Source organism: Streptomyces sp. NPDC090108 (assembly GCF_044747185.1).
Classification (GTDB): Bacteria; Actinomycetota; Actinomycetes; order Streptomycetales; family Streptomycetaceae; genus Streptomyces.
Genome location: NZ_JBIVDQ010000012.1, coordinates 75,384 through 102,079 on the forward strand (window position 1 = coordinate 75,384; position 26,696 = coordinate 102,079).

The 26,696-nt window shown below is 73.8% G+C and carries 25 protein-coding genes; 14 read left to right on the forward strand and 11 right to left on the reverse strand.

Features of this window, described 5'->3' with window-relative positions:
* Nucleotides 1–43 precede the first annotated feature (43 nt).
* Genes cobM through cobC form a run of 6 tightly spaced genes read left to right on the forward strand, consistent with a single transcriptional unit; the run spans nucleotide 44 to nucleotide 6,799 of the window.
* Nucleotides 44–862: a precorrin-4 C(11)-methyltransferase gene (cobM, locus tag ACIPRD_RS31930; protein WP_356398949.1), complete on the forward strand. Its 819-nt coding sequence runs from the start codon at nucleotides 44–46 to the stop codon at nucleotides 860–862.
* Entirely contained in the window at nucleotides 859–2,379 is a 1,521-nt protein-coding gene (cbiE, locus tag ACIPRD_RS31935; RefSeq protein WP_401568141.1) for a precorrin-6y C5,15-methyltransferase (decarboxylating) subunit CbiE, read from the forward strand. The genes cobM and cbiE overlap by 4 nt, the downstream gene beginning before the upstream one ends.
* A complete protein-coding gene (gene cobJ, locus ACIPRD_RS31940) occupies nucleotides 2,376–4,082 on the forward strand; it encodes a precorrin-3B C(17)-methyltransferase (protein WP_401568144.1) in 1,707 nt (568 codons plus the stop codon). Before cbiE ends, cobJ begins: the two co-directional genes overlap by 4 nt.
* Complete coding sequence (locus tag ACIPRD_RS31945) at nucleotides 4,079–4,729, forward strand: precorrin-8X methylmutase (RefSeq protein ID WP_401568147.1); 651 nt, start codon at nucleotides 4,079–4,081, stop codon at nucleotides 4,727–4,729. Before cobJ ends, ACIPRD_RS31945 begins: the two co-directional genes overlap by 4 nt.
* A complete protein-coding gene (locus ACIPRD_RS31950; RefSeq protein WP_401568150.1) occupies nucleotides 4,726–5,664 on the forward strand; it encodes a sirohydrochlorin chelatase in 939 nt (312 codons plus the stop codon). Before ACIPRD_RS31945 ends, ACIPRD_RS31950 begins: the two co-directional genes overlap by 4 nt.
* The gene (cobC, locus tag ACIPRD_RS31955) at nucleotides 5,654–6,799 is read left to right on the forward strand and encodes an Rv2231c family pyridoxal phosphate-dependent protein CobC (RefSeq protein ID WP_401568153.1); all 1,146 of its coding nucleotides are present in this window, start codon (nucleotides 5,654–5,656) and stop codon (nucleotides 6,797–6,799) included. Before ACIPRD_RS31950 ends, cobC begins: the two co-directional genes overlap by 11 nt.
* Before the next feature lie 7 nt (nucleotides 6,800–6,806).
* Here cobC and ACIPRD_RS31960 read toward each other — a convergent pair whose 3' ends face one another.
* The 5 genes from ACIPRD_RS31960 to ACIPRD_RS31980 form a co-directional block, all read right to left on the reverse strand.
* Nucleotides 6,807–7,817: an SCO1860 family LAETG-anchored protein gene (locus ACIPRD_RS31960; RefSeq protein ID WP_401568155.1), complete on the reverse strand. Its 1,011-nt coding sequence runs from the start codon at nucleotides 7,815–7,817 to the stop codon at nucleotides 6,807–6,809.
* A gap of 176 nt (nucleotides 7,818–7,993) precedes the next feature.
* Nucleotides 7,994–9,085, reverse strand: a complete 1,092-nt coding sequence (locus ACIPRD_RS31965) for an amidohydrolase family protein (protein WP_401568158.1) — start codon at nucleotides 9,083–9,085, stop codon at nucleotides 7,994–7,996.
* 56 nt (nucleotides 9,086–9,141) lie between these two features.
* Nucleotides 9,142–9,942 (reverse strand): amino acid ABC transporter ATP-binding protein, encoded by an 801-nt coding sequence (locus ACIPRD_RS31970; protein ID WP_401568161.1) that lies wholly within the window; start codon nucleotides 9,940–9,942, stop codon nucleotides 9,142–9,144.
* A complete protein-coding gene (locus ACIPRD_RS31975) occupies nucleotides 9,939–10,772 on the reverse strand; it encodes an amino acid ABC transporter permease (protein ID WP_356398931.1) in 834 nt (277 codons plus the stop codon). Before ACIPRD_RS31975 ends, ACIPRD_RS31970 begins: the two co-directional genes overlap by 4 nt.
* Nucleotides 10,773–10,896: 124 nt before the next feature.
* Nucleotides 10,897–11,736: a transporter substrate-binding domain-containing protein gene (locus ACIPRD_RS31980; protein ID WP_356398929.1), complete on the reverse strand. Its 840-nt coding sequence runs from the start codon at nucleotides 11,734–11,736 to the stop codon at nucleotides 10,897–10,899.
* Between the two features lie 228 nt (nucleotides 11,737–11,964).
* Here ACIPRD_RS31980 and ACIPRD_RS31985 point away from each other — a divergent pair, with 228 nt between their 5' ends.
* The 5 genes from ACIPRD_RS31985 to thpD all read left to right on the forward strand — a co-directional run bounded on the left by ACIPRD_RS31985 (nucleotide 11,965) and on the right by thpD (nucleotide 16,544).
* Nucleotides 11,965–13,065 carry a pyridoxal-phosphate-dependent aminotransferase family protein gene (locus ACIPRD_RS31985; RefSeq protein WP_401568190.1) on the forward strand — a complete coding sequence of 367 codons (1,101 nt, stop codon included), beginning with the start codon at nucleotides 11,965–11,967 and terminating at the stop codon, nucleotides 13,063–13,065.
* A 311-nt stretch (nucleotides 13,066–13,376) separates the two neighbouring features.
* On the forward strand, nucleotides 13,377–13,895 hold the full coding sequence (gene ectA / locus ACIPRD_RS31990) for a diaminobutyrate acetyltransferase (protein WP_401568165.1): 519 nt from the start codon (nucleotides 13,377–13,379) through the stop codon (nucleotides 13,893–13,895).
* 64 nt (nucleotides 13,896–13,959) lie between these two features.
* Nucleotides 13,960–15,231 carry a diaminobutyrate--2-oxoglutarate transaminase gene (ectB, locus tag ACIPRD_RS31995; protein ID WP_356398925.1) on the forward strand — a complete coding sequence of 424 codons (1,272 nt, stop codon included), beginning with the start codon at nucleotides 13,960–13,962 and terminating at the stop codon, nucleotides 15,229–15,231.
* A gap of 17 nt (nucleotides 15,232–15,248) precedes the next feature.
* Nucleotides 15,249–15,653, forward strand: coding sequence for an ectoine synthase (locus ACIPRD_RS32000; RefSeq protein WP_401568169.1), 405 nt, complete (start codon nucleotides 15,249–15,251; stop codon nucleotides 15,651–15,653).
* A 3-nt stretch (nucleotides 15,654–15,656) separates the two neighbouring features.
* Complete coding sequence (gene thpD / locus ACIPRD_RS32005; RefSeq protein WP_401568172.1) at nucleotides 15,657–16,544, forward strand: ectoine hydroxylase; 888 nt, start codon at nucleotides 15,657–15,659, stop codon at nucleotides 16,542–16,544.
* Nucleotides 16,545–16,624: 80 nt separating this feature from the next.
* On the opposite strand, the gene ACIPRD_RS32010 is transcribed toward thpD, so the two are convergent.
* The 4 genes from ACIPRD_RS32010 to ACIPRD_RS32025 all read right to left on the reverse strand — a co-directional run bounded on the left by ACIPRD_RS32010 (nucleotide 16,625) and on the right by ACIPRD_RS32025 (nucleotide 20,218).
* Nucleotides 16,625–17,686, reverse strand: a complete 1,062-nt coding sequence (locus ACIPRD_RS32010) for an aminotransferase class V-fold PLP-dependent enzyme (protein WP_401568174.1) — start codon at nucleotides 17,684–17,686, stop codon at nucleotides 16,625–16,627.
* 96 nt (nucleotides 17,687–17,782) lie between these two features.
* Entirely contained in the window at nucleotides 17,783–18,502 is a 720-nt protein-coding gene (locus ACIPRD_RS32015) for a DsbA family oxidoreductase (RefSeq protein ID WP_356398917.1), read from the reverse strand.
* Between the two features lie 217 nt (nucleotides 18,503–18,719).
* Entirely contained in the window at nucleotides 18,720–19,223 is a 504-nt protein-coding gene (locus ACIPRD_RS32020) for a GNAT family N-acetyltransferase (RefSeq protein ID WP_356398915.1), read from the reverse strand.
* Nucleotides 19,220–20,218, reverse strand: coding sequence for a helix-turn-helix domain-containing protein (locus ACIPRD_RS32025; RefSeq protein WP_356398913.1), 999 nt, complete (start codon nucleotides 20,216–20,218; stop codon nucleotides 19,220–19,222). Before ACIPRD_RS32025 ends, ACIPRD_RS32020 begins: the two co-directional genes overlap by 4 nt.
* Nucleotides 20,219–20,267: 49 nt before the next feature.
* Between ACIPRD_RS32025 and ACIPRD_RS32030 the strand changes: the two genes are divergently transcribed.
* The gene (locus tag ACIPRD_RS32030) at nucleotides 20,268–21,686 is read left to right on the forward strand and encodes an MFS transporter (RefSeq protein ID WP_401568178.1); all 1,419 of its coding nucleotides are present in this window, start codon (nucleotides 20,268–20,270) and stop codon (nucleotides 21,684–21,686) included.
* Here the strand turns inward: ACIPRD_RS32030 and ACIPRD_RS32035 are convergent.
* Both ACIPRD_RS32035 and ACIPRD_RS32040 read right to left on the reverse strand, forming a co-directional pair.
* Nucleotides 21,646–22,254 (reverse strand): DUF1349 domain-containing protein, encoded by a 609-nt coding sequence (locus tag ACIPRD_RS32035; protein WP_356398909.1) that lies wholly within the window; start codon nucleotides 22,252–22,254, stop codon nucleotides 21,646–21,648. The genes ACIPRD_RS32030 and ACIPRD_RS32035 overlap by 41 nt on opposite strands.
* A gap of 178 nt (nucleotides 22,255–22,432) precedes the next feature.
* Nucleotides 22,433–23,962 carry an aldehyde dehydrogenase (NADP(+)) gene (locus ACIPRD_RS32040; protein WP_356398907.1) on the reverse strand — a complete coding sequence of 510 codons (1,530 nt, stop codon included), beginning with the start codon at nucleotides 23,960–23,962 and terminating at the stop codon, nucleotides 22,433–22,435.
* A gap of 209 nt (nucleotides 23,963–24,171) precedes the next feature.
* On the opposite strand from ACIPRD_RS32040, the gene ACIPRD_RS32045 reads away from it, so the two are divergent.
* A complete protein-coding gene (locus ACIPRD_RS32045) occupies nucleotides 24,172–24,942 on the forward strand; it encodes an IclR family transcriptional regulator (protein WP_356398905.1) in 771 nt (256 codons plus the stop codon).
* A 153-nt stretch (nucleotides 24,943–25,095) separates the two neighbouring features.
* Nucleotides 25,096–26,547: a peptidoglycan D,D-transpeptidase FtsI family protein gene (locus ACIPRD_RS32050; protein WP_401568181.1), complete on the forward strand. Its 1,452-nt coding sequence runs from the start codon at nucleotides 25,096–25,098 to the stop codon at nucleotides 26,545–26,547.
* Nucleotides 26,548–26,696 lie beyond the last annotated feature (149 nt).

Sequence of the window (26,696 nt, forward strand, 5' to 3'; positions counted from 1 at the left end):
CGTCCGGCACCCCACGTCCCCCTTCCGAGAGGACCTTCTTCCCATGGCCGATGCCCCCACCGGCAAGGTGACGTTCGTCGGTGCCGGTCCCGGCGCCGCCGATCTGCTGACGTTCCGTGCCGCGCGCGCGATCGCCGAGGCGGACGTGGTGATCTGGGCGGCCAGCCTGGTGCAGGCGGACGTGCTCGACCACGCGCGCGAGGGCGCCGAGATCCTCGACTCGGCGGTGATGTCCCTGGAGGACGTCGTGGCCGTCTACCGGCGGGCGCACGACACGGGCCTGCGGGTGGCGCGGATCCACTCCGGCGACCCGGCGCTGTGGGGCGGGACGCAGGAGCAGGTGGACCGGTGCGCGGAGATCGGGATCGCCACGGAGATCGTGCCGGGCGTCTCCTCCTTCTCCGCCGTCGCGGCGCTCGCCCAGCGGGAGCTGACCGTCCCGGAGGTGGCCCAGTCCGTGATCCTCACCCGGCTCGGCGGCGGCAAGACGCCGATGCCGCCCGGTGAGGAGGTGCGGGAGTTCGCCCGGCACGGCACCACCATGGCGGTCTTCCTCTCGGCGGCGCGCAGCGGCCAGCTGGTGCGCGAGCTGCTGGAGGGCGGCTACCCGACCTCCACCCCCGTCGTCGTCGCCCACCAGGCGACCTGGCCGGAGGAGCTGATCGTGCGGTGCACGGTCGGGACGCTGGAGGAGACGGTCAAGGAGCACAAGCTCTGGAAGCACACCCTCTTCCTGGTCGGCGCGGCCCTGGACGCCCACGGCACCCGTTCGCACCTCTACCACCCCGGTCACTTCCACGGCCATCGCAAGGCCGACCCCGAGGCGCGGCGGGCGCTGCGCGAGCGGGGGGCGAGCAGTTGATCACGGTCGTCGGCACGGGGACGGGCGCGCCGGTTCCCGGTGACGCGCTCGCCGGGGCCGCGCTGGTGGTCGGCGGGCGGCGGCATCTGGACGCCGCGGAGCTGCCCGCGGGTGCGGAGCGGATCGTGCTCGGTCCGCTGGCGCCGGCCCTGGACGCGATCGCGGAGCGGGTGGCCGAGAAGCGGCCGGTGACCGTGCTGGCCTCCGGCGATCCCGGGTTCTTCGGGATCGTGCGGGCGCTGGCCGAACGGTTCGGGGCGGGGCTGCTGGACGTGCGGCCGGGGGTGTCGTCGGTGTCCGGCGCGTTCGCGCGGATCGGGCTGCCCTGGGACGACGCGGTCGTGGTCAGCGCGCACGGGCGCGCGCTGCGGACGGCCGTCAACCTGTGCCGGGCGCACCCGAAGGTGGCCGTGCTGACCGGGCCCGGCTCCGGCCCGGCCGAGCTGGGCGCCGCGCTGGCCGCCGACACGGAGGACACGGGACCGGGGCCGGGCACGGGCACCGGGACCGGGACCGGGACCGACATGGGCGTCGGCACGGACACGGACACGGACACGGACACGGACAGCGGCACCGGAACCGGCAGGGGCGTCGGTGCCAACACCGGCACCGGCATAGGCGTCGGCATGGGCACAGGCACCAGCACAGGCACAGGCACAGGCACCCACACCGGCACCGGCACCGGCGCGGACATCAGCGCGGGCACCGGCGTCGGTCACGACGGCGGTGGGGGCGCGCACGGCCCTGCGCGGCGGACGCTCGTCGTGGTGCGCGCGCTCGGCGATCCGGAGCACGAGCGGGTGGAGCGGGTGACGCCCGCCGAGGCCGCCGCCCGCGACTGGGGCACGGCGGTGAGCGTCGTGCTCTGCCTGGACGAGGCACGGGAGGCGGACGGCATGCGCACGGTCGCCGGGCTTCCCGGCCGGCCCTCCCGCTGGGCCCTGGAGGAGAGCGCGTTCGCGCACCGGGACTCGATGATCACGAAGTTCGAGGTGCGGGCGCTGGCGCTGGCCCGGCTCGGGCCCGGCCCGGGCGACCTGGTGTGGGACGTCGGCGCGGGCTCGGGCTCGGTGGCCGTGGAGTGCGCGCGGCTCGGCGCGGCCGTGGTCGCCGTGGAGAAGGCCCCGGACGGCGTGGAGCGGATCAGCGCCAACGCGCGGGCGCACGGCGTCGGCGTGCGCGTGGTGCACGGCACCGCGCCGGACGCGCTGTCCGGCCTCGCCGACGACCCCGACGCCGTGTTCGTCGGCGGCGGCGGACGCGAGCTGCCCGCCGTGGTCGGCGCGTGCGCGCGGCGGGCCCGGCGGACCGTGGTCGTCGCCATGGCCGCGCTGGACCGGGTGCCCGCGGCGCGCGAGGCGCTGACCCGCGCCGGGTTCACCTGCGACGGCGTGCTGCTGCAGTCGTCGCGGCTGGCGCCGCTGCCCGGGGACGTGACCCGGCTGGCCGCCACCAATCCCGTTTTCCTGCTGTGGGGCGTGAGAACCCCCGCACCCGATGAAGGAGTTGCCCAGTGATCGGCCTCATTTCCGCCACCGCGGCGGGGGCGGCGGCGCGCGACCGGCTGGCCGCGGCCTGGCCGGACCGGACCCGTGTGTACGACGCTCCCGTCGGGGAGGCCGTGCGGCTCGCCTTCGCGGAGTGCGAGCAGCTGGTGTGCTTCCTGGCGACGGGCGCGGTGGTACGGCTGCTCGCGCCACTGCTCGCCGGCAAGGCGTCCGACCCGGGCGTGGTGTGCGTGGACGAGTCCGGCCGGTTCGCGGTGTCGCTGCTCGGCGGGCACGGCGGCGGGGCCAACGAACTCGCCCGTGAGGTGGGCGCGTTGCTCGGCGCCGAGCCGGTGGTGACGACCGCGACGGACGCCGTGGGCCTGCCGGGTCTGGACACCCTCGGATTCCCCTTCGAAGGCGCGGTCGCCACGGTGTCGCGTGCCCTGCTGGACGGCGAACCCGTCGCCCTGGAGGCCGACTTCGCGTGGCCGCTGCCCGCGCTGCCGGTCTCGGAGCACGGGTCGTACACCGTCCGGCTCACCGACCGGGCCGTCGAACCGGGTGCGCGCGAGGTGCTGTTGCGGCCGCCGTCGCTGGTCGTCGGGGTGGGCGCCTCCAAGGGGGCGCCGGCCGAGGAGGTGCTCGCGCTGATCGAGGAGGCGCTGCGGGACGCCGGCCTGTCGGCCGCGTCGGTGGCCGAACTCGCCACCGTGGAGGCCAAGTCGGAGGAGCCGGGCATCGTGTCGGCGGCCGCACGGCTGGGGGTTCCCCTGGTGGTGCACCCGGCGCGGGAGCTGGCGGCCGTCGAGGTGCCGAACCCGTCCGGGGCGCCCCTCGCGGCCGTCGGGACGCCGTCGGTGGCGGAGGCCGCGGCGCTCGCGCGCGGCGGTGAACTCCTCGTGCCCAAGCGGAAGTCCGCGCGTGCCGACGGCCGGCCCGCGATGGCGACCTGTGCCGTCGTACGGCGTCCGGGGCGCGGGCGGCTCGCGGTGGTGGGGCTCGGGCCGGGCGCCCGGGACCTGCTGACCCCGCGCGCGGCCGGCGAACTGCGGCGGGCCTCGGTGGTGGTGGGGCTCGACCAGTACGTCGACCAGATCCGCGATCTGCTGCGGCCGGGCACCCGGGTGCTGGAGTCCGGGCTGGGGGCCGAGGAGGAACGGGCCCGTACGGCGGTCGCGGAGGCCCGCGCGGGCCACGCGGTGGCGCTGATCGGCAGCGGGGACGCGGGGGTGTACGCGATGGCGTCGCCCGCGCTCGCGGAGGCCTCGGACGACATCGACGTGGTCGGGGTGCCGGGCGTGACGGCGGCGCTGGCCGCCGGGGCGGTCCTGGGCGCGCCGCTGGGCCACGACCACGTGTCGATCAGCCTGTCCGACCTGCACACGCCGTGGGAGGTCATCGAGCGGCGGGTACGGGCGGCGGCCGAGGCGGACATCGTCGTCACCTTCTACAACCCGCGTTCCCGGGGCCGCGACTGGCAGTTGCCGAAGGCGCTCGCGATCCTCGCGGAGCACCGGGAGCCGGAGACCCCGGCCGGGGTCGTGCGCAACGCCTCGCGCCCCGACGAGTCGAGCCGGCTGACCACACTGGCCGCGCTGGACCCGGCGACCGTCGACATGATGACGGTGGTCACCGTGGGCAACACCGCGACCCGGAACATCGCCGGGCGGATGGTGACCCCGCGCGGCTACCGCTGGCAGGCGAGCGGCACACGGGAGGACGCCCGATGAACCCCGCGATCCCTCCGAGCCCCGCGCCTGCGGCGGCCGCGCCCGGGTTCTCGGACCCCGCGGACCGTGTGGTCCACCCCATCGAGCAGGAGTCGTTCCGGCGGCTGCGCGCCCGCCTGGACACCTCGCACCTGCCGCCGCTCACCCGGGCCGTGGTGGAGCGGGTCATCCACTCCGCGGCCGACCTGGAGTACGCGGACGACCTCGTCCTGGCCGAGGGCGACCTGGAGCGGGCGCACGCCGCGCTGCACGCCGGGGCGCCGGTGGTCGTGGACGTGGAGATGGTCGCGGCCGGCATCACCCGCCGCCGGACCGTGTGCCGGCTGAAGGACGCCCGGTCGGGACCCGGGCTGACCCGCTCGGCCCACGCGGTCCGGCTCGCCCATGAGCAGGTCGGGCCCGGCGCCCTGTGGGTGATCGGCTGTGCGCCGACCGCCCTGGAGGAACTGCTGACCCTGGACGCCTCCCCCGCGCTCGTCATCGGTCTGCCCGTCGGCTTCGTCGGCGCGGCCGAGTCCAAGGAGGCGCTGCGCGCGAGCGGGCTGCCCGCCGTGAGCAACGTCTCCGAGAAGGGCGGTTCGGCGGTCGCCGCCGCCGCGCTCAACGCCCTGCTGTACCACCCGATCACTCCGAAGGAGACCCCGTGACCCCCCAGCCGCCCGCCCTGCTCGTCGCCGGCCACGGCACCCGGGACGAGGCCGGAGCCGAGGCGTTCCGCGACTTCGTACGGGAACTCGGCCGCCGCAATCCCCAGCTGCCCGTCGCGGGAGGCTTCATCGAGCTGTCCCCGCCGCCGCTCGGCGACGCCGTCGCCGAGCTGGTCGAACGGGGTGTGCGGCGGTTCGCCGCGGTCCCGCTGATGCTGGTGTCCGCCGGGCACGCCAAGGGCGACATACCGGCGGCGCTGTCCCGCGAGAAGGACCGGCACCCGGGCATCTCGTACACCTACGGCCGGCCGCTGGGCCCGCATCCGGCGCTGCTGAGCGTGCTGGAGCGGCGCCTCGACGAGGCCCTCGGTTCCGCCGCCACGCCCGAGGAGCGCGCGGAGGTGACGGTGCTGCTGGTGGGGCGCGGTTCCACCGACCCGGACGCCAACGCCGAGGTGCACAAGGCGGCCCGGCTGCTGTGGGAGGGGCGCGGGTACGCCGGTGTGGAGACGGCGTTCGTGTCGCTGGCGGCACCGGACGTGCCGAGCGGACTGGACCGCTGCGCGCGGCTCGGGGCGCGGCGGATCGTGGTGCTGCCGTACTTCCTGTTCACCGGGATCCTGCCGGAGCGGGTGCGGCGGCAGACGGAGGAGTGGGCCGCCGCGCACCCGGAGACCGAGGTGCGCTCGGCGGACGTCATCGGTCCGGAGCCGGAGCTGCTGGACCTGGTGATGGAGCGGTACGAGGAGGCCGTCAAGGGCGACGTACGCATGAACTGCGACTCGTGCGTGTACCGGATCGCGCTGCCGGGGTTCGCGGACAAGGTGGGGCTGCCGCAGCAGCCGCACTTCCACCCCGACGACGACGGCCACCACCACGGGTCCGGGCACGGGCACCACCCTCACGGGGGGCACTCGCACAGCCATGCGCACTGATCGCACCGGGCGCGGAGCGGACGGCGGACACGGCCAGGACGGCGCGGGAGACGGCGTGGCGGACTGCGTGGGGGACTGCGTGGGGGGCGGGGACGGCGGCCCGGACCTGCGGCACCACGGGGACGCCGAGGTGCGGGACGACGGCGCCGCGCTGACCGATCTCGCCGTCAACGTCCGCGCGGACACGCCGCCGGCCTGGCTGCGGGACCGGATCGCCGCGTCGCTGTCCTCGCTCGCCGCCTACCCGGACGGGCGGGCGGCCCGCGCGGCGGTGGCGGCGCGGCACGGGCTGCCGGTGGAGCGGGTGCTGCTGACGGCGGGGGCGGCGGAGGCGTTCGTCCTGCTGGCGCGGGCGCTGAAGGTGCGCCGGCCGGTCGTCGTGCACCCGCAGTTCACCGAGCCCGAGGCGGCGCTGCGGGACGCCGGGCACACGGTGGACCGGGTGCTGCTGCGGGCGGAGGACGGCTTCCGGCTGGACCCGGCGGCCGTGCCCGGGGACGCGGACCTGGTGGTGGCCGGCAACCCGACGAACCCCACCTCCGTGCTGCATCCCGCGAAGAGCCTGGTCCGGCTCGCCCGTCCCGGGCGGACGCTCGTGGTCGACGAGGCGTTCATGGACGCGGTGCCCGGCGAGCGGGAGTCGCTGGCCGGGCGGACGGACGTGCCCGGCCTCGTGGTGCTCCGCAGTCTGACCAAGACGTGGGGGCTGGCGGGGCTGCGCATCGGGTACGTGCTGGCCGCCCCCGAGACCGTCGCGGCACTGGAGCGGGCGCAGCCGCTGTGGCCCGTCTCCACGCCCGCCCTGGCCGCCGCCGAGGCGTGCGTGGCGCCGCGCGCGCTGGCGGAGGCGGCGCACGCGGCGCACCGGATCGCGGCGGACCGGGACCGGCTGGTCGCCGGGCTCGCCGCGTTCGCGCCGTACGGGGTGCGGGTGGCGGAGCCGGCGCGGGGGCCGTTCGTGCTCGTGCGGATCCCCGGGGCCGCCTCGGTGCGGCGGCGGCTGCGCGAGCTGGGCTACGCGGTGCGGCGCGGGGACACGTTCCCGGGACTGGGCGAGGAGTGGGTACGGATCGCGGTGCGGGACAGGGCCACGGTCAGGGGCTTCCTGCGGGCCCTGTCCGCCGTGCTGACCTGACCGGGGCTCAGCTCCTGCGCCTGCGCATCACCGTGAGCACTCCCCCGCCGACCAGCAGCAGGGCCAGCGCGCCGCCCGCGAGGTAGGGGGTCGCCGAGGGGGAACCGGTGTCCGCGAGGCCGGCGTTCGCCGCCTGGGGCCTGAGGTCGGGGGCCGCGTCGGGAGTTGCGTCGGGAGCCGCGTCGGCGGCCGGCGCCGGGGAGGCGGCTCCGGCCTCCTCCTGGAGCGGGGAGGCCGCCGGGTCGTGGCTCGGCACCGGATGGCCGGCGGGGCGGTGCCCCGGGGACTCGCAGGTGGCCCGGGCGAGGGTCAGGGTGCCCTCGACGTCCGCCACGTTGAGCTTCAGCGGGTCGACGGACACCTTGAGTTCGAGGGCGGTCGCGGCGGCCGTGCGGCTCGTCGTGCGGTGCTCGGCGTAGGCGACGGCGACCTCGCCCACCCCGGGGACCCTCACCCGGGTCGGGCCGCCCGCGGTGAGGGTGACGCGCTTGCCGAGGACGGTGACCGCGCCGAGGACGTTCGCGGCGGCGGTGGGTGCCTTGCCGGCCTCGCAGGTGGCGTCGGCGGTGACCGTGCCGATCTCGACGAGGGAGAGCAGCGGCAGCCCCGGCATGTGGACGCGGGCGTCGACGAGGCGGACCGATCCCTGGGCGCGCGCGGCGGTCGCCGTGGCCTTCGCGGAGGCGACGTCCGCCGCCAGCATGGCGAAGGGCCTGCCCCCGTTCACACCGTCCAGCCGGGCCGAGAGGGCCGTGCGGTCGGCGCTGTCCGGGGCATGGACCTCGTTGAGGGAGGCCGTGAGCGGGACGTGCACGGTCTTGTCGAGCAGGGAGACGTCGAGCCCGGCGCGCAGGACGACGGCGGAGGCTCGGCCCTTCTCCCCGGACGGCTCACCGGCGGCCTTCCCGGTCGCGTGCGCCGCGCTCGCGCCGAGGAGCAGAGGAGCCGCGGTGAGCGCGGCGACGGTCGCGAGGGTGACGGGACGGCGTGCGGGCATGCGGAAGTTGTTGCTGTTCAAGGCGGTGGGACCCCCAGACGGGACTGCTTGGGACCCGACCACCCTTACGCACTGTGGGTGAACGGTCAGCGATCCTGAGTTACTTCACTCGTTCGTGAATATTCCGCACGCCTCTTCGAATCAGCAGGCACACGCGTTCCAGCCACTCCGCCTTGCGCCGGGGTCCTCTGCTCCCTCTACTCCACCACGCGCCCGTTCAGCACCACCCGCCGCGGCGCCGCCAGGACGCGTACGTCCGCCCGGGGGTCGGACTCGTAGACGACGAGGTCGGCCGGTGCGCCCTCCTCCAGGCCGGGGCGGCCGAGCCAGGCGCGGGCCGCCCAGGTGGTGGCCGCGAGCGCGTCCACCGGGGGGATGCCCGCGGTGACCAGTTCGGCGACCTCGGCCGCGACCAGGCCGTGGGCCAGTGAGCCGCCGGCGTCCGTGCCGACGTACACCGGGATCCCGGCGTCGTAGGCCCCGCGGACGGTGTCGTAGCGGCGTTCGTGCAGCCGGCGCATGTGGGCGGACCAGCGGGGGAACTTGCTGTCGCCGCCGGCCGCGAGCCGCGGGAAGGTGGCGATGTTGACCAGGGTCGGGACGATCGCCACGCCCCGGTCCGCGAAGAGCGGGACGAGGTCCTCGGTCAGGCCGGTGGCGTGTTCCACGCAGTCGATGCCCGCCTCGACCAGGTCGCGCAGCGAGCTCTCGGCGAAGCAGTGCGCGGTGACGCGGGCGCCGAGCCGGTGGGCCTCGGCGATGGCGGCCTCGACCGACTCGCGGGGCCAGCAGGGCGACAGGTCGCCGAGGTCGCGGTCGATCCAGTCGCCGACGAGCTTGACCCAGCCGTCACCGCGCCGGGCCTCCTGGGCGACGTGGCGGACGAGGTCGTCCGGTTCGACCTCGTGGGCGTAGTTGCGGATGTAGCGGCGGGGGCGGGCGATGTGCCGGCCGGCCCGGATGATCTTCGGGAGGTCCTCGCGGCTGTCGGTCCAGCGGGTGTCGGAGGGCGAGCCCGCGTCGCGGATGAGCAGGGTGCCGGCCTCCCGGTCGGTCAGCGCCTGCTTCTCGGCGGTGTCCGCGTCGACCGGGCCGTGCGCGTCGAGCCCGACGTGGCAGTGGGCGTCGACGAGGCCGGGCAGCGCCCAGCCCTCGACGGTACGGACGTCGCCGGCGCCGGCGGGGCGGTCGTAGGAGATCCGGCCCCCGACCACCCACAGCTCGTCGCGGACGTCCTCGGGTCCCGCCAGGACCCGGCCCCTCACGTGCAGCACCGCGTGATCGCTCATGCACCGCACCTTAGTGAGCGGCCGGGCGGCACCGACAGGGCACCGGGGGACGTTCCCTAGGGCTTCTTCTCCGGGGAGCCGGGAGTGCCGGGGGCGCCCTCCTCCACCTCGGCCATGGCCGGGTCGAGGACGCGGGAGAGGAAGTGACGGGTGCGCTCGTGCCGCGGGTCGCCGATGACCTGCTCGGGGCTGCCCTCCTCGACGATCACGCCGCCGTCCATGAAGACGACCCGGTCGGCGACCTCGCGGGCGAAGCTCATCTCGTGCGTGACGACCATCATGGTCATGCCCTCCTCGGCGAGCCCGCGCATGACCGCGAGGACGTCGCCGACGAGTTCCGGGTCGAGCGCGGAGGTCGGCTCGTCGAACAGCATGACCTCGGGCCCCATGGCGAGCGCGCGGGCGATGGCCACGCGCTGCTGCTGGCCGCCGGAGAGCGAGCCGGGGTGGGCGTCGGCCTTCTCGGACAGGCCCACGCGGGCCAGGTTCTCGGCGGCGATCCGCCCGGCCGTCGCCTTGTCCCGCCCGAGGACCCGGCGCTGCGGGAGCGTGAGGTTCTCGGTGACGCTGAGGTGCGGGAAGAGGTTGAACTGCTGGAAGACCATGCCGATGCGGCGGCGTACGGCGTCGATGTCGACGTTGGGGTCGGTCACCTCGGTGCCGCCGACGAACACCTTGCCGCCGGTGGGCTCCTCCAGGAGGTTCACGCAGCGCAGCAGGGTGGACTTGCCGGAACCGGACGGGCCGATCACACAGACGACCTCGCCCTGGCGGATCTCCAGGTCGATGCCGCGCAGGACCTGGTTGTCGCCGAAGGACTTGTGCAGACCCTCGACCTGGATTTCGGGGCGGCTCACCGGATCTCCTTCCGGGCCTTGGCCTCCATGCGGCGCGCGAGGAAACCGAGCGGGATCGTGATCAGCAGGTAGCACAGGCCCGCGACCAGGATCGGCGTGGAGTTGGCGGTGGTGCTGGCCAGGTCGTTGCCGAACTTGGACAGTTCGCGCTCCTCCAGCGTGACACCGAGGAAGAGCACGAGCGAGGAGTCCTTGACGAGCTGGACGAGTTCGTTGGTCAGGGGCGGCAGGATGATGCGGAAGGCCTGCGGGATGACGACGGAGACCATGGCGCGGGCGGGTGAGAAGCCCAGCGAACGGGCCGCCTCCATCTGCCCCTTGGGCACCGCCTGGATGCCGGCGCGGATCGTCTCGGCCATGTAGGCGGCGGAGACGAGGCCGAGCGCGACGGCGACCTTGCCGTAGGTGCCGCCCGGGTACTCGATGTCCGGGAAGGCCAGGGGTACGCCCACGCCGACGAAGATGAAGATCAGCAGGGCGGGCAGGCCGCGGAAGATCTCGATGTAGATGCCGGCGACCCAGCGGTAGGGCCCCACGGACGACAGCCGCATCAGGGCGACGACCATGCCGAGCGCCAGACCGACGGCGAAGCCGGACACCGTGTAGAGGACGGTGTTCTTCAGCGCCAGGGTGATGACGTCCGGGAACATCTGCCCGGCGATGGAGACCTGGGCGAACTGGTTCTTCAGGCGTCCCCAGTCGGCCGAGGCGGCGAAGGCGGCCACGGCGGCGATGAAGACGGCGTACTGCGCCCCGCGGGACAGCCTGCGCCGCTGCCGGCGTGTCAGGCCTGTCTTCCTGGGCTGTATGCGGGTGTCGGTGTCGGTCATCTGGTCAGGGTGTCCGTAGGGGTCGGGTGCGTGGGGGGAAGTGAACGGAACCGCACGGGAACGGCCGGAACCGGCCCACCGGGGGGACACCCCCGGGGGCCGGGGAGGCCGGTCCCCGCGGGTGTCAGGAGGCCGGGGAGGCCGCGGCGGCGTCGTACGGGCCGATCCACTGCTCGTAGATCTTCTTGTACGTGCCGTCGGCCTTGGCGGTCTTCAGGGCCTTGTCGATCGCGGCGAGGAGCTTGGTGTTGCCCTTCTTCACCGTGAAGCCGTACTGCTCGCCGGTCTTCATGTTGTCGACGACCGTGAAGGCGCTGGAGTTGGCCTTGTCCTTCAGCCAGCCCTGGACCACCGGGTAGTCGATGATGATCCCCTGGACCTGGCCGGTGCGCAGGCCGTTGAGCAGCGCGTCGGAGGAGTGGAAGGAGACCGGGTCGAGGCCCTTGCTCTTGGCGAAGTCCTCCCCCGTGGTCTGCGCCTGGGCGCCGAGCTTCTTGCCCTTGGCCTTGAGGTCGGCCAGGGAGTGGATGCCGCTCTTCTTGTCCACGAGGACGGCCTGGGTGGCCTCGAAGTACGGGTCGGAGAAGTCGACGTTCTTCTTGCGCTCGGGGGTGATCGTCATGCCCGCGGCGGCCAGGTCGCACTGGCCGGAGTTGAGGAACGCGCCGGTCTTGAAGTTCTCGAACGGCGTGTCGAGGGTCTGCTGCTTGACGCCCAGGTCCTTCGCGACGAGGTCGATCAGGGAGACGTCGAAGCCCTGCACCTTGCCGCCGATCTCCGACTGGAACGGCGGGTAGGGCAGGTGGGTGCAGACGGTGAGCTGGCCGGCCTTGACGAGGTGGACCCCGCCCGCGGTGGTCTTGCCGCCTCCGCCGCCCGACGAGCAGCCGGCCACGAGCGCGAGCCCGCCCGTCACGGCGACTGCGACGAGCAGACGGGTCCTGCGTCCGAGGATCGTGTTCATGGGCGGATCTCCCTGTGGGGGGAATGCGGCGACTGTGGGGGACTGCGTGGAACTGCGGGTCCGATTATAAGGAGATGTTTGAGGCTCTCAAATCAAACCCATGGCCCCAGGGCCGTCCGGCCTAAGAAGTCGCCGGTCCAGGGCGTCCGGAGGGCGGGAGTTACTCTCGTCTCGGCCGGCCGTCCGGACCGGCCTCCGTGGCCCCTCGTGAGCGAAGAGAGCACCGCCGTGACCCACCCCCTCCTCGATCTGCCCCCGCTGGACGCCGCGCGGTTCGCCGCGATCGAGGACCGGGTGGCCCGGCTGCTGGACACCCGGCAGGACGTCGTGATCACCCAGGGCGAGGCGCTGCTGCCCCTGGAGGGCGCGATCCGCGCCGCGGCGGGCCCCGGGACCGTGGCCCTGAACGTGATCACCGGCCCCTACGGGCAGACCTTCGGCGACTGGCTGCGGGACTGCGGCGCGACCGTGCACGATCTGGCCGTCCCCTTCCACACGGCCGTGACGGCCGCGCAGATCCGGCAGGCGTTCGCCGAGCACCCGGAGATCGACTTCGTCTCGCTCGTCCACGCGGAGGCCGCGACCGGCAACACCAACCCGGTCGCGGAGATCGGCGAGGCGGTCCGGGAGCAGGGCGCGCTGTTCTACCTGGACGCGGTCGCCTCGGTCGGGGCGGAGCCGGTGCTGCCGGACGCGTGGGGCGTGGACCTGTGCGTGATCGGGGCGCAGAAGGCGATGGGCGGCCCGGCGGGCGTGTCGGCGATCTCGGTGAGCGAGCGGGCCTGGGCCCGGATGGCGGCGAACCCGCACGCCCCGCGCCGCTCCTACCTGTCCCTGCTGGACTGGAAGGAGCGCTGGATCGACGGCGGCCGCAGGGCGCTGCTGCACGCTCCGGCGCAGTTGGAGATGCTGGCGCTGGAGGCGTGCCTGGAGCGCATCGAGGCGGCGGGCCTTCCGGCCGTGATGGACCGGCACCGCTCCGCCGCGCTGGCGGTGCGCGCGGGCACCTCGGCCCTGGGCGGCGGCCTGGAGCCCTATGTGTACGAGGAGCGGGACGCGGCGCCGGTCGCGACGACCCTGCGGGTGCCGTCCGGTCTGGTGGCCTCCGAGCTGGTGGCGCGGGCCCTGGCGAGCGACCCCTCGGCGCCGCTGACGGCCGGGGGCGGGGCGCTGGCCAAGGAGATGATCCGGGTCAACCACTACGGGCCCGAAGCGAGCCCGGAGACCGTGCACCGCTGCCTGGCGGCCCTCGGCACCGCGCTCGCCGGGCACGGCCTGACGGTGGACCCGGAGGCGGCGCGCCGCGCGGCGGACGGCGCGTGGCGCTGACGGCGGACGCCCGGAGAAAAGCGGCTCGCACGGAAGGCGCGGGCCGCTTTTCGTTTCCCTGCCACGAATTCCGATGGGCTTCAGCATTCTCACGAATTCATCGAGGATGGCTTCCGCTCTTCGTCTTCCCGCTTTTTGCAGGACTAAACAGGGCGGGTTTCCGCGGCGTTTCGATGTTGTGACGGACCCCACAACGGGATGCATTTGCCCCGTTTTGGGCTAGGTCAATCCAGGCATAACGACGGGTGCTGCCATGCCGGTCGCGATCTTCGCCGTGCATTTATGAATTTGCCTCGCTAAATTCCTGCCGCATGACTGCCGCACAAGCAGACCTGCTCATCGACCGACCGGCACCCGCCGACGGGGCCGCCCTGTGGCGGCTCGCCAGGGACTCGAAAACCCTCGACCTGAACTCCTCCTACAGCTATCTGCTGTGGTGCCGGGACTTCGCCGGCACCTCGGCCGTGGCGCGGGACGCGGACGGTGAACCGGTCGGCTTCGTCACCGGGTACGTGCGGCCCGAACGCCCCCGGACCCTGCTCGTCTGGCAGGTGGCCGTCGATCCCGCCCACCGGGGGCGCGGCATCGCCGCCGCGCTCCTGGACGGACTGGTCGCACGGCTCGCCTCCGAGCGCGGGATCACCGGTGTGGAGACCACCATCACCCCCGGCAACGCCGCCTCCGAGCGTCTGTTCGCCTCGTTCGCCGCCCGGCACGGGGCGGAACTCACCCACGAGGTGCTGTTCCCCGCCTACCTCTTCCCCGACGGGCCGCACGATCCCGAGATCCTGCACCGCATCGGCCCGCTGACCCGGATCCCGGCGCGCTGACCGCGCCCCACCGCACAGACGCCGCACAGACGCCGTACCGACGCCGCACCGAGGAGCGATTCACGTGACCATCACCCAGCCCGACCTCAGCGTCTTCGAGACCGTGGAATCCGAGGTGCGCAGCTACTGCCGCAGCTGGCCCGCCGTGTTCGACCGCGCCCGGGGCAGCCGCATGTACGACGAGGACGGGCACGCCTACCTCGACTTCTTCGCCGGCGCCGGCTCGCTCAACTACGGCCACAACAACCCGGTCCTGAAACGGGCGCTGATCGACTACCTGTCCCGGGACGGGGTGACCCACGGCCTGGACATGTCGACCACGGCCAAGCGGTCCTTCCTGCAGACGTTCCAGGACCTGGTGCTGCGCCCGCGCGATCTGCCGTACAAGGTGATGTTCCCCGGGCCGACGGGCACCAACGCCGTCGAGTCGGCGCTCAAGCTCGCCCGCAAGGTGAAGGGGCGGGAGGCGATCGTGTCCTTCACCAACGCCTTCCACGGCATGTCGCTCGGCTCCCTCGCCGTGACCGGCAACGCGTTCAAGCGGGCCGGTGCCGGCATCCCGCTGGTGCACGGCACGCCGATGCCGTTCGACAACTACTTCGCGGGGCAGATACCCGACTTCCTGTGGTTCGAGCGGCTGCTGGAGGACCAGGGCTCCGGCCTGAACAAGCCCGCCGCCGTGATCGTGGAGACCGTGCAGGGCGAGGGCGGCATCAACGTCGCCCGGCCCGAATGGCTGCGCGCGCTCAAGGAGCTGTGCGAGCGCCAGGACATGCTGCTGATCGTCGACGACATCCAGATGGGCTGCGGCCGCACGGGCGCCTTCTTCTCCTTCGAGGAGGCCGGCATCACGCCCGACATCGTCACCGTGTCGAAGTCGATCAGCGGCTACGGCCTGCCGATGTCGCTGTGCCTGTTCAAGCCGGAGCTCGACATCTGGGAGCCCGGCGAGCACAACGGCACCTTCCGCGGCAACAACCCCGCGTTCGTCACCGCCACCGCGGCCCTGGAGGCCTACTGGACCGACGGCGCCGCGATGGAGAAGCAGACCCGCGCCCGGGGCGAGCAGATCGAGCGCGAGCTGATCTCGATCACCGAGGAGAACCTCGCCGACGTGAAGGACTACCGCGGCCGCGGCCTGGTGTGGGGCCTGGAGTTCCACGAGAAGGCGCGGGCCTCGCGGGTCGCCGCGCGGGCGTTCGAGCTCGGTCTGCTGATCGAGACGTCAGGACCGGAGAGCGAGGTGGTCAAACTGCTGCCCGCCCTCACCATCACCCCCGACGAGCTGGACGAGGGTCTGAGCATCCTCGCCCGCGCCGTCCGGGAAACCGTCTAGCGAGGAGGAGACACCCCATGATCGTCCGTTCGTTCAAGGACATCGAAGGCACCGACCGGCACGTCAGGGCGAAGTCCGGCACCTGGGAGAGCAAGCGGATCGTCCTCGCCAAGGAGCGCGTCGGCTTCTCCCTGCACGAGACGATCCTGTACGCCGGGACCGAGACGTCCATGTGGTACGCCAACCACATCGAGGCCGTCGTCTGCACCCGGGGCGAGGCCGAACTCACCGACCACGAGACCGGGCTGACGCACACCATCACGCCCGGCACCATGTACCTCCTCGACGGCCACGAGCGGCACACACTGCGGGTCAAGGAGGACTTCCACTGCCTGTGCGTGTTCAACCCGCCCGTGACCGGACGGGAGGACCACGACGAGAACGGCGTCTACCCGCTGCTCACCGAGCCCGAGGAGGTCTGAGCCATGACCACCGTCACCGACCTGTACCCGAGCCGCGGCACGAGCGAGGCGGCCCTGCCGCGCCAGGACCCCGTCGTCTGGGGCGCGCCGGACACCCCGGGGCCGATCACGGCCGCCTCGCTCCAGGCCTACGAGCGGGACGGCTTCCTGACCGTCGACCAGCTGATCAACCCGACCGAGGTCGAGGCCTGCCGGCGTGAGCTGGACCGGCTCGTCGCCGACCCGGCGATCCGGGCCGACGAGCGGGCGGTCGTCGAGCCGCACTCGAAGGAGATCCGCTCGGTCTTCGAGGTGCACCGGATCAGCCAGGTCTTCGCGGACCTGGTGCGCGACGAGCGGGTCGTGGGCATGGCCCGGCAGATCCTCGGCTCGGACGTGTACGTCCACCAGTCCCGGATCAACATCAAGCCGGGCTTCGGCGCGAGCGGCTTCTACTGGCACTCGGACTTCGAGACCTGGCACGCCGAGGACGGCCTGCCGAACATGCGCACGGTCTCGGTGTCGATCGCGCTGACCGAGAACCACGACACCAACGGCGGCCTCATGATCATGCCGGGCTCGCACCGGACGTTCCTGGGGTGCGCCGGGGCCACGCCCGAGGACAACTACCGCAGGTCGCTGCAGATGCAGGACGCCGGCACGCCGTCCGACGAGGCGCTGACCGAGCTGGCCGGCGAGCACGGCATCCGGCTGTTCACCGGCCGGGCGGGTTCGGCGACCTGGTTCGACTGCAACTGCATGCACGGTTCGGGCGACAACATCACGCCGTTCCCGCGCAGCAACGTGTTCATCGTGTTCAACAGCGTGGAGAACGCGGCGGTGGAGCCGTTCGCGGCGCCCGTCAGGCGTCCTGAGTTCATCGGCGCGCGGGACTTCACTCCGGTGAGGTAGCCGCCGGGTGGCCCCCTCGGGCCACTCCCCCGGTCCCGGGCCGGGCCTCCTCGTGGGACGGGAGGCCCGGCCCGGTCATGTCAGCGGGCGAGCGCCTCCAGCAGGCGGTCGACGTCCGCGGCGGTGTTGTACAGGTGGAAGGACGCGCGGAGGTTGCCCGCGCGGTCGGAGACCTCGATCCCGGCCCTGCTCAACTCCGGCTGCCGGGAGCCGAGTCCGGGCACCGAGACGATCGCCGAGCCGGGGGCGGGCAGGGGTGCGTGACCGAGGCCGGCGAGGCCTGCGCGGAAGCGGTCGGCCAGAGCGAGGTCGTGCGCCTGTACGGCGGGCACCCCGAGTTCCTCGACGAGTTCCAGCGAGCGGCGCACCCCGGCATAGGTGAACAGGGCCGGGCTCACGTCGAACCGCCGTGCGGAGTGGGCCAGTTCGGCGACGGGGCCGTAGCAGGAGTCCCACGGCCGCTCGGCCGCGACCCAGCTCGCCAGCAGCGGGGTGAGGCCGCCGAAGTCCTCCGGGACGACCAGGAACGCCGCGCCGTGCGGGCCGAGCAGCCACTTGAAGGTGGTGGAGACGGTGAAGTCGTCGGCACCGGCGTCCATCGGCAGCCAGCCCGCGGCCTGGGAGAAGTCGACGTAGGTGCGTGCGCCGTGGGCGCGGGCCGCCTCGCGCAGGGCGGGCAGCCCGGCGAGGCGACCGTCGGCGGACTGCGCGGCGCTGACCGCGACGAGCGCGGTGCCCGGCCGGACGGACTCGGCGAGGCGTTCCAGCGGCACCGCGCGGACCTTGAGGTCTCCGCGGGTGTGGAAGGGCGTCACGACCGAGGCGAAGTCGTCCTCGGCGGTGAGGACTTCGGAGCCCGCGGGCAGGGCCGCGGCGACCAGCGCGGTCTGGGCCGCGACGGAGGGTCCGGCCGCGACCCGGGAGGCCGGGACCCCCGCCAGCCGGGCGAACACCGCCCGGGCGGCCTCCACGTCCTCGAACAGCGTGTCGAGGGGGCGGCCCTCCGCACGGATCTCCGCCGCCTCGCGCAGGGCACCGACGGTACGGGCCGGGAGCAGGCCGCTGCTCGCGGTGTTCAGGTAGGTGTTCTTCGGGGCGAACTCGGCGCGGACGAGGCTCTCGAACGTCTCCGTGGTCTCCATGGGACCACTCTGCGGCCCCGCCGGGGCCCCGTCCATCGCGCGTTCCCGTATGGATCCGCTCAGGGATCCTTATACATGGGCGCCCGCCTGGGGTTCTCAGCCGTGCTGCGGGACCGCGCAGCCGTCGGGGCCGCAGACCCCGGAGTCACCCTGGTCGACCAGCTTCAGCGGGGAGCGCTCGCCCCACGCCTGGGTGAGGGCCTGGGCGAAGACCTCGGAGGGCTGGGCGCCGGACACGCCGTACTTGCGGTCCACGACGAAGAAGGGCACGCCGTTCGCGCCGAGCTGGGCGGCCTCGCGCTCGTCGGCGCGGACCTCGTCGGCGTAGGCGGCGGGGTCGGCGAGGACCGCGCGGACCTCGCCGGCGTCCAGTCCGGCCTCGGTGGCCAGCTCGACCAGCCGGTCGTCACCCTCGGAGAAGACGGACCGCTCCTCGGCGAAGTTGGCCCGGTACAGGATCTGGATCAGCTCGTCCTGGCGTCCGCGCTCCTTGGCGAGGTGCAGCAGGCGGTGCATGTCGAAGGTGTTGCCGTGGTCGCGGCCCCGGGTGCGGTAGTCCAGGCCCTCGGCGGCGGCCTGGGCGCCCAGATTGTCCTCGCCCGCCTCGGCCTGCGCCTCGCTCATGCCGTACTTGCGGGTGAGCATGGTGATCACCGGCTGGACGTCGCCCTTGGCGCGGCCGGGGTCCAGCTCGAAGGAGCGGTGGACCACCTCGACGTCCTCGCGGTGCGGGAAGGCCTCCAGCGCCTTGTCGAAGCGGGCCTTTCCGACGTAGCACCAGGGGCAGGCGATGTCGGTCCAGATTTCGACGCGCATGGTTTCGGCTCTTTCCGGTTCGTACGGGGGCGGAGCAGCTCTCCGCCGAGTGCGTGAACGTTCAAGCAGCCGGGTTCATTCCCGGGCCCGGTCCGCCCGCCCGGCCCACCCGGCCCACCCGGTCCCGCGGGCCTTCCCGGCCTTCCCCGGCGCGGGGCCTTCCCGGCGCGGCGGCCTTCCCGGCGTGGCGGCCTCCCCGGCTTCCCCGGCGCGGCGGTCAGGCACCGGGCACGGCGTAGCGCAGCCGCAGCCGGCTGCCGCCCCGGGCGGGCGGGTCGGCGGGGTCCGGGACCCAGCCCTGCCGGGCGCAGAAGGCGCGGGTGCGGAGGTTGTCCGCGTGCAGTTCGAGTACGGCCGAGCGCCTGCCGTCGGCCCGCCACTGCTCCACGCAGGCGGCGTGCAGCGCCGTGCCGATGCCCGCCCGCCAGCGGCCCGGGTCCACATGGAGCTGGAACAGGCCGACGGTGTCCGCGGCCGAGCCGTCCGGGGTCCGGAAGGACGCGGCTCCCACGATCCGCGCCTTCTCCACGGCGCACAGCACCTGGCCGTCGGCCCTCGCCATGACGTCGAGCCAGGCCCGGGCCAGGCCGGCGCCGTCCTGCGGGGCGCCGTCCGGGCAGTAGGCCGAGCGGGCCCGCTGGTGCAGGCCGGCGACGGCCTCCGCCTCGGCGGGCAGGGCGGTGCGGATCACCAGAACGCCGGTCACGCGGTCGTCGGTCATGCCGCCGAGGACGCGGCGCCGCCGTCGGCGGTTCCCCGCCGGCTGAACTGGGTGCGGTAGGCGCTCGGGGTGAGGCCGGTCCGGCGGACCAGGTGGGCGCGCAGGGAGTCCGCGGTGCCGAGGCCGCAGGCACCGGCCACCCGGTCCATCGGCAGGGTGGTGGTCTCCAGCAGTTCCTTCGCGCGTTCGACGCGCTGGTGCAGCAGCCACTGCAGGGGGCTGACCCCGCTCTCGGCGTGGAAGCGGCGGGTGAGGGTGCGCACGCTGACCCCGGCGTGCCGGGCGAGGTCGGTGAGGGTGAGGGGCTTGTCGAGGTTGCGCATGGCCCAGCCCCGGGTGTCGGCGCAGGCCTGGCCGCGCTCGGGCGGCAGGGGGGTGAGGGTGAACTGGGTCTGACCGCCGGGGCGGACCGGTGCGACCAGGGCGAGCCGGGCGACCTCGTTGGCGACGGCGGCGCCGTGGTCGGTGCGGATGAGGTGCAGGCACAGGTCGATGCCGGCGGCGTAGCCGGAGGAGGTGAGGAACTGGCCGTCCTGGGCGTAGAGGACGTCGCCCTGGACCTGGACGTCCGGGTGGCGCCGGCGCAGTTCCTCGGCGTGCGCCCAGTAGGTGGTCGCGGTGCGCCCCTTGAGCAGGCCGGCCTCGGCGAGCGCGAAGGCGCCGGTGCAGATGGAGGCGATGCGCGTCCCCTCGGCGGCGGTCTCGCGCAGGGCCGCGAGCACCCGGGGGTCCGGGGCGAAGGGCACGCCGGTGCCCGCCACGATGACGGTGTCGGCGCCCCGCAGCGCCTCCAGGCCGCGGGGCACGTACAGGTCGAGCGAGCCGGTGGTGGTCACGGGGCCGGGATCCGGCGCACAGATCACCACCTCGTAGCCGGGACGTCCGCCGATCTCGACCTTGCCGAAGAGGAGTTCGGGGATGGCGAGGTTGAACATCGACACGGGCGGCGACGCGACGACCGCGACACGGAGCATGGCCAGAACCTCCGGATGCATGGCATTCAGGCCACTACTGTACGCCGGACGGGCTCCGCAGCATGGGGACATGCCCACAGAACCGACCCTCACCGATTCCCAACCAGCCGTGTCCCGAGCCGAGTTGGAACCCGCATCGGCGCCGCGCCCCCCGGCGCCCGCGCGGGCGCCCGTCCCGGCGCTCACGCTGGCGGCCGCCATGCTCGGCTCCGCGCTCATCACCCTCGACGCGACCGTGGTCAACGTGGCCCTGCCGGCGATCGGTTCGTCGCTCGGCGGCGGAATGTCCGGGCTCCAGTGGGTGGTCGACGCCTACACCGTCGCCCTGGCCGCGCTGATGCTGTCCACGGGCGCCTTCTCGGACCGGGCCGGGGCGAGCCGGGCGTACGCCCTCGGGGTCGCCGTCTTCACCCTCGCCTCGGCGGCCTGCGGGCTGGCGCCCGGTCTCGCGACGCTGATCGCGGCGCGGGTGGTGCAGGGCGTGGCCGCGGCCGTGGTCCTGCCCGCGTCGCTGGCCCTGGTGCGGCAGGCGTACCCCGATCCGGGCCGGCGCGGCCGCGCGGTGGCGGCCTGGGCGGCCGGCGGGTCGACGGCGCTGGCCCTGGGGCCGGTGGCGGGCGGGGCGCTGACGACGGTCTGGGACTGGCGGGGGATCTTCTTCGTCAACCTCCCGCTGGGTGCCGCGGCCCTCGTCCTGCTGCTGCGCGCGCCCCGCTCGGAGCGCCGGCCCGCACCGCTGGACCTGCCGGGCCAGGCCACGGCCGTAATCGCCCTGACGGCGCTGACGTTCGCGGTGATCGAGGACGGCACGACGTCGGCCGCGGCCTGGGCGGTGGCCGTCGCCGCGGCCGCGCTGTTCGTGCGGATCGAGTCGCGGCAGCCGCACCCCGTGGTCCCGCCCGGACTGTTCCGTGACCGGGCGGTACGGGTGGCCGTCGCCGCGGGGGCGGCGTGCAGCGTGGCGTTCTACGGGACGATCTTCCTCTTCTCGCTCTTCCTCCAGCAGGTGCAGGGCCGTTCGGCGCTGTACGCCGGGCTGCTGTTCCTGCCGATGACCGGGGTGATCCCGGTGACCAACGTGGTGGCGGGCAAGCTCGCGGGACGTCATGGCCCCCGGCTGCCGCTGCTGCTCGGGCAGGCGCTCGCGGTGGCGGGCCTGGCCGCCCTGTTCGGGGTCGGCCCCCGCACGCCCGCCGCCGTGGTGGCCCTGCTCCTGGTCCCGATGGCCCTCGGTGTGGCGCTGTCGATCCCGACCCTGACGGCCGTGATGCTGGACGCCGTGCCGGACGAGCGGGCGGGGCTGGCGGCGGGGGTGCTCAACTCGGCACGGCAGGTGTCCGGCGGGCTGGGGATCGCGGTGTTCGGGGCGCTGGTGCCGGGCGGGTTCACCGCGGGGATGCGGGCGAGCCTGTCCGTGGCGGCGGCCCTCCTGACGCTGACCCTCTGGCTCAGCTTCCGTCTCGCAGGTCGCCCGGCCACGCGGGCCTGAACTCGATGTGGTCGTAGGTGACCACGCACCCCTCCCCCAGCGGCGACTGGGTCATGAAGCCGACCAGGGCGGCGTCGGTCTCCTTCTCCTCGCCCAGGGTGAAGAGCCGGACGAAGGTCCAGCGCTCACCGTCCCGGGAGGCGTGGAAGGCGAGGGCCCGTCCGGTCCGGCTGATCCGCAGCCACACGGAACTGCCGTCCACGGTGAAGGAGTTGGCATCGTCCGAGTGGCCGCGGGTGACCACGGTGCAGACGGTGGGCGTGTCCGGGGAGTACTCCAGGCAGAGCTTGGCCCAGGCCCGGTCGCCGACGTGGACGTAGAGCACGCCGGCGTCGAAGGCGGCGGTGAAGCCCACGGTGACCCGGGCGATCAGCTGGAAGTCGCCCTCGGGCGCCCCGAGCAGCCGGGGCGCGTCGGAGGCCGGGTCCAGGGCCTCCCCGGTCGGCGTCACGAACCGGTCCTGCCGGGGGCCGGCCCAGCCGCTGAGCACACCGCCCTCGTAGGACCAGTGGCCGTCGGGTCCGTACGTCCGCAGTGGGAAGGGGAGTTCGGGAAGTTCGAGATCCATTGCCGGATTCTCGCAGCAGGCCCTGTGCGCCCGCCCGGCGACGGCGGAACCCGGCCCGGGGGGACCGCGTGGCCGGGCGGACCGGCCAGGCCCCGCGGTCGCGGCGACCGCGGTGACGGTGGCGACGGCGGCGACGGCGACGGCGACGGCGGAACCCGGCCCCGGGGACCCGCGCGGGCTACCGCTCCAGCACTCCGTCGACCCGCCGGGGCAGTCCGAGGGGGTTGCCGTCGCGGAGCTCGCCGGGCAGCAGCGCCTCGGGCGCGTTCTGGTAGACGACCGGCCGCAGCCAGCGCTCGATCGCGGTGCCGCCCACGGAGGTCGAGGTGGAGGTCGTCGCGGGGTAGGGCCCGCCGTGATGCTGGGCCGGTGCGACCGCCACACCGGTCGGCCACCCGTTCACCACCACACGCCCGGCCAACGGGGAGAGCCGGGCCAGGAGTTCCGGCGCCCCCGAGCCCCCCGCGGCCTCCTCGCCGGACAGCTGGACGGTCGCGGTGAGGCTGCCCGGCAGGCGTCCCAGCACCGCCGACACCTCGGTCTCGTCCTCGTACCGCACCACCACGGTGACCGGCCCGAAGCACTCCTCCAGGAGCAGGTCGCAGGGCCCCTCCCCGGCCAGCCGGCCGGCCGGCACCGTCAGGAATCCCGCGCTGACCGTGTGCTCGCCGCCCGCGCCCGGGGTGACGGGCGACTCCACGCCCGGCAGCGCGGCCCGCTCGGCGACCCCGGCGACGAAGGCGTCGCGCATCCGGTGGTCGAGCAGCACACCGGCCTCGGTGTCGCTGACCGCGTCGGTGAGGGCCTTGACCAGTCCGTCCCCGGCCGCGCCGGACGGCACCAGCACCAGTCCGGGCTTCACGCAGAACTGGCCGACGCCGAGGGTCATGGACCCGGCGAGTCCGGCGCCTATCTCCTCGGCGCGCTCGGCGGCGGCCGCCTCGGTCACCAGGACCGGGTTCAGCGAGCCCAGTTCGCCGTGGAAGGGGATCGGCACCGGGCGCGCGGCGGCCGCGTCGAACAGGGCCCGCCCGCCCCGCACCGAACCGGTGAATCCGGCGGCGGCGACCCGCGGGTGCCGGATCAGCCCGACCCCCGCGTCGAAGCCGTGCACCAGGCCGACGACGCCCCCGGGGATCCCGTGCAGGGCGGCGGCCCGGCGCAGCACCTTGGCGACCAGCTCGGACAGGGCCGGATGGCCGGGGTGGGCCTTGACGACGACCGGGCACCCGGCGGCCAGCGCGCTCGCGGTGTCGCCGCCGGCGACGGAGAAGGCGAAGGGGAAGTTGGAGGCGCCGAAGACGGCCACGACCCCGAGCGGGATCTTGTAGCGGCGCAGGTCCGGGACGGGCGGGGTGGCGGTGCCGTCGGGGTGGTCGACGACGACGTCCAGGAAGGCGCCCTCGTCGACGATGCCGGCGAAGGCCCGCAACTGGTAGGCCGTCCGGGCCAGTTCACCGGTGAGCCGGACCGGCCCGAGGGCGGTCTCGGCGTCCGCGGCCTCGATCAGGTGGTCCCGGGCCGCTTCCAGGCCCTCGGCGGCCGAGCGCAGGAAGGCGGCACGGACCGCGCGGTCGGCCAGGGCGCCGCGGGCGGCGTGCGCCGCCGAGACGGCCGCGTCCACCTCCTCGGCCGTGGCCTCCACCGCGACCTGTTCCCGCCGCTTCCCGGTGCGGGGGTCGACACTCCAGACTGGTGCTGCTGCCACCGCGGGTACCTCCAGACAAGGCCGCATTTCCCGGTCCCCCATCAGGCGCGTTCGATATGCTGAACACGGTCTCCGATGGTGAATGAGCTGCTCGGAGACTACCTATCCGGACCCTCGGATATCCAGATGCTCCGTCCGGATATCCGGGTCCTCCGATCAGGTTCCGCGCGCACGAAGGCGCACGAACGCGAACGAAGGGATCACGGGCGATGTCGGCAGGCGAGGCAGGCGGCGCGCAGGTCAAGTCCGCGGTGCGGACCGTGGAGCTGCTGGAGTACTTCGCGGGCCGTCCCGGCATGCATTCCCTGGCGGCCGTCCAGGAGGCCGTGGGCTACCCCAAGTCCAGCCTGTACATGCTGCTGCGCACGCTCGTGGAGCTGGGCTGGGTGGAGACGGACGCGACGGGCACGCGGTACGGCATCGGGGTGCGGGCGCTGCTGGTCGGCACCTCCTACATCGACGGCGACGAGGTGGTGGCCGCGGCCCGGGCGACCCTGGACCGGCTCTCCGACGACACCACCGAGACCATCCACCTGGCCCGCCTCGACGGCACGAACGTGGTCTACCTGGCCACCCGCCAGTCCCAGCACTATCTGCGGCCCTTCACCCGCGTCGGCCGCCGGCTGCCCGCGCACTCCACCTCGCTCGGCAAGGCGCTGCTCGCCACGCACACCGACGAGCAGGTGCGCGCACTGCTGCCCGAGAAGCTGCCCGCGCTCACCGAGCACACGCTCACCGACCGGGAGCGGCTGATCGAGGAGCTGCGCGAGATCCGCGAGCAGGGCTTCGCCGTGGACCGCGAGGAGAACACCCTCGGCCTGCGCTGCTTCGGCGTCGCCGTCCCGTACCGCACCCCGGCCCGCGACGCCATCAGCTGCTCGGTGCCGGTCGCCCGGCTGACCCCGGCCCACGAGCAGCTGATCAAGGACGCCCTCCTCGACGCGCGGGACCGTCTGACCCTGGCGACGCGGCACCTCTGACGCGTCCCGCCCCACGCGCCGCGCCCTGCGGGCTCTCGGGGCTCTCCGCGCCCGCCCGGGCGGCGCACACCGGCGGGCCCGGACTGAATGTGTGATGAGAATTCCGGTCGCACGGGAACGATCGCACCCGCTCCGGTCGTCCTCACGGACGGTATGAACAACACGATCAGGCGGGCGTCCGTATTCACACTGCTGCTCGTGCTCGCCCTGCTGGTGAGGGCGACCTGGGTGCAGTTCTACGACGGGCAGGCACTCGCGGAAGACACCAACAACCGCCGGAACGCGATCGAGACGTACTCCCGGCCGCTGGGCAACATCATCGTGGCCGGCGACTCGATCACCGGATCGGCACGGACGAAGGGCGGCGATCTCGCCTACAAACGCACGTACAAGCAGGGTGAGCTCTACGCGGCGGTGACCGGATACGCCTCGCAGGCCTACGCCCCCACCCTGCTGGAGGGCGTCTACAAGGACGTGCTCAACGGCACGGACCCCCGGCTGCAGACGGTGCTGAACACCATCACCGGCAAGCACACCGAACCCGGCGACGTGGTCACCACGGTCGACCCGGCCGTGCAGAAGGCCGGGTACGCGGCCCTGGCCGGCAAGAAGGGCGGCGCCATCGCGATCGACCCGAAGACCGGGAAGATCCTCGCGATGGTCTCGACCCCGTCGTACGACCCCACCGAGCTGACCGACGCGAACACCGCCGGGAAGGGCTGGACGCAGCTGAACAAGGACGGGGACAAGCCGCTCGTCAACCGCGCGATGCGCCAGCCGCTGCCGCCGGGCTCGACGTTCAAGCTGGTCGTGGCCGCGGCCGCGCTGGAGAACGGGCTGTACAGCGACGTGGACGAGCACACCGACAGCCCCGACCCGTACACCCCGCCGGGCACGACCCGGGTGCTGGTCAACGAGAACAAGGCCGCGCCCTGCGGGAACGCCTCGATCCGGGTGGCCCTGGAGTACTCCTGCAACAACGTCTTCGGTCACATGGCGGTGCAGCTCGGCCAGGACAAGGTGCGGGCCATGGCGGAGAAGTTCGGGTTCGACGACGACAAGCTGGACGTTCCGGCGCGCGCCTACGCCAGTGTGTACCCCAAGGACATGGACCAGCCGCAGACCGCGTACTCCGGCATCGGCCAGTTCGACGTCACCGCGACGCCGCTCCAGATGGCGATGGTGTCCTCCGCCATAGCCAACGACGGTGAGCTGGTCTCGCCGCACATGGTGTCGCAGATCACCGACAGCGGCGGCGAGGTGCTCGATGACGACGGCCATCCGAAGACCACCCAGGTCGTCAGCTCGCACACCGCCGAGCTGCTGCGGTCGGCCATGGAGTCGGTGGTGAAGGACGGCACCGGCACGAACGCGCTGATCGACGGGGTGACCGTCGGCGGCAAGACCGGTACCGCCCAGCACGGCGAGAACAACAGCAAGACGCCGTACGCCTGGTTCACCTCGTACGGCAGGTCGGACAGCACCGGCAAGGAGGTCGCCGTCGCGGTCCTGGTCGAGCAGTCGGACGCGGCCCGCTCGGAGGTCAGCGGCAACGGTCTGGCCGCGCCGGTCGCCAAGGCGATGATGAAGGCCGCTCTGAAGTGACCGCGCCGGCGTGGGGGGGGGGGGGGGGGGCCCCCCGCCCCCCCCCCCCCCCCCCCCCCCCCAAAAAAACCCCCCCCCCCCCCCCCCCCCCGCCACCCCCCCCCCCCCCCCCAAAAAAAAGAACCCCCCCACAACGCCCCGCACCAAAA